Annotated in this window: 1 pseudogene; it reads right to left on the bottom strand. The window is 48.1% G+C overall.

The window, feature by feature from the left end:
• A pseudogene (locus ACPYOJ_RS36560) lies at positions 1-170 on the bottom strand (hypothetical protein); the annotation flags it as partial.
• Positions 171-239 lie beyond the last annotated feature (69 nt).

The raw sequence follows: 239 nt of genomic DNA on the forward strand, positions 1-239 counted from the left end.
ACCATTGCCTGAGCTCTCTTCGTTACACTCTCAAGATCAGAAAGTGCTCCTGTTGAAATATTGTTGAAAATTACCTGTTCTGCGGCTCTCCCTCCTAATGTGGCACACATTTCGTCCAGCATCTGTTCAGTAGTTGTCAGCTGTCTTTCTTCAGGAAGATACCATGCGGCCCCTAAGGCTGTCTCTTATACACATCTCCGAGCCCACGAGACTACGCTACATCTAGGGGGTCTGCTTGT

It is taken from the genome of Rhizobium sp. SVR5-9E, assembly GCF_056755095.1.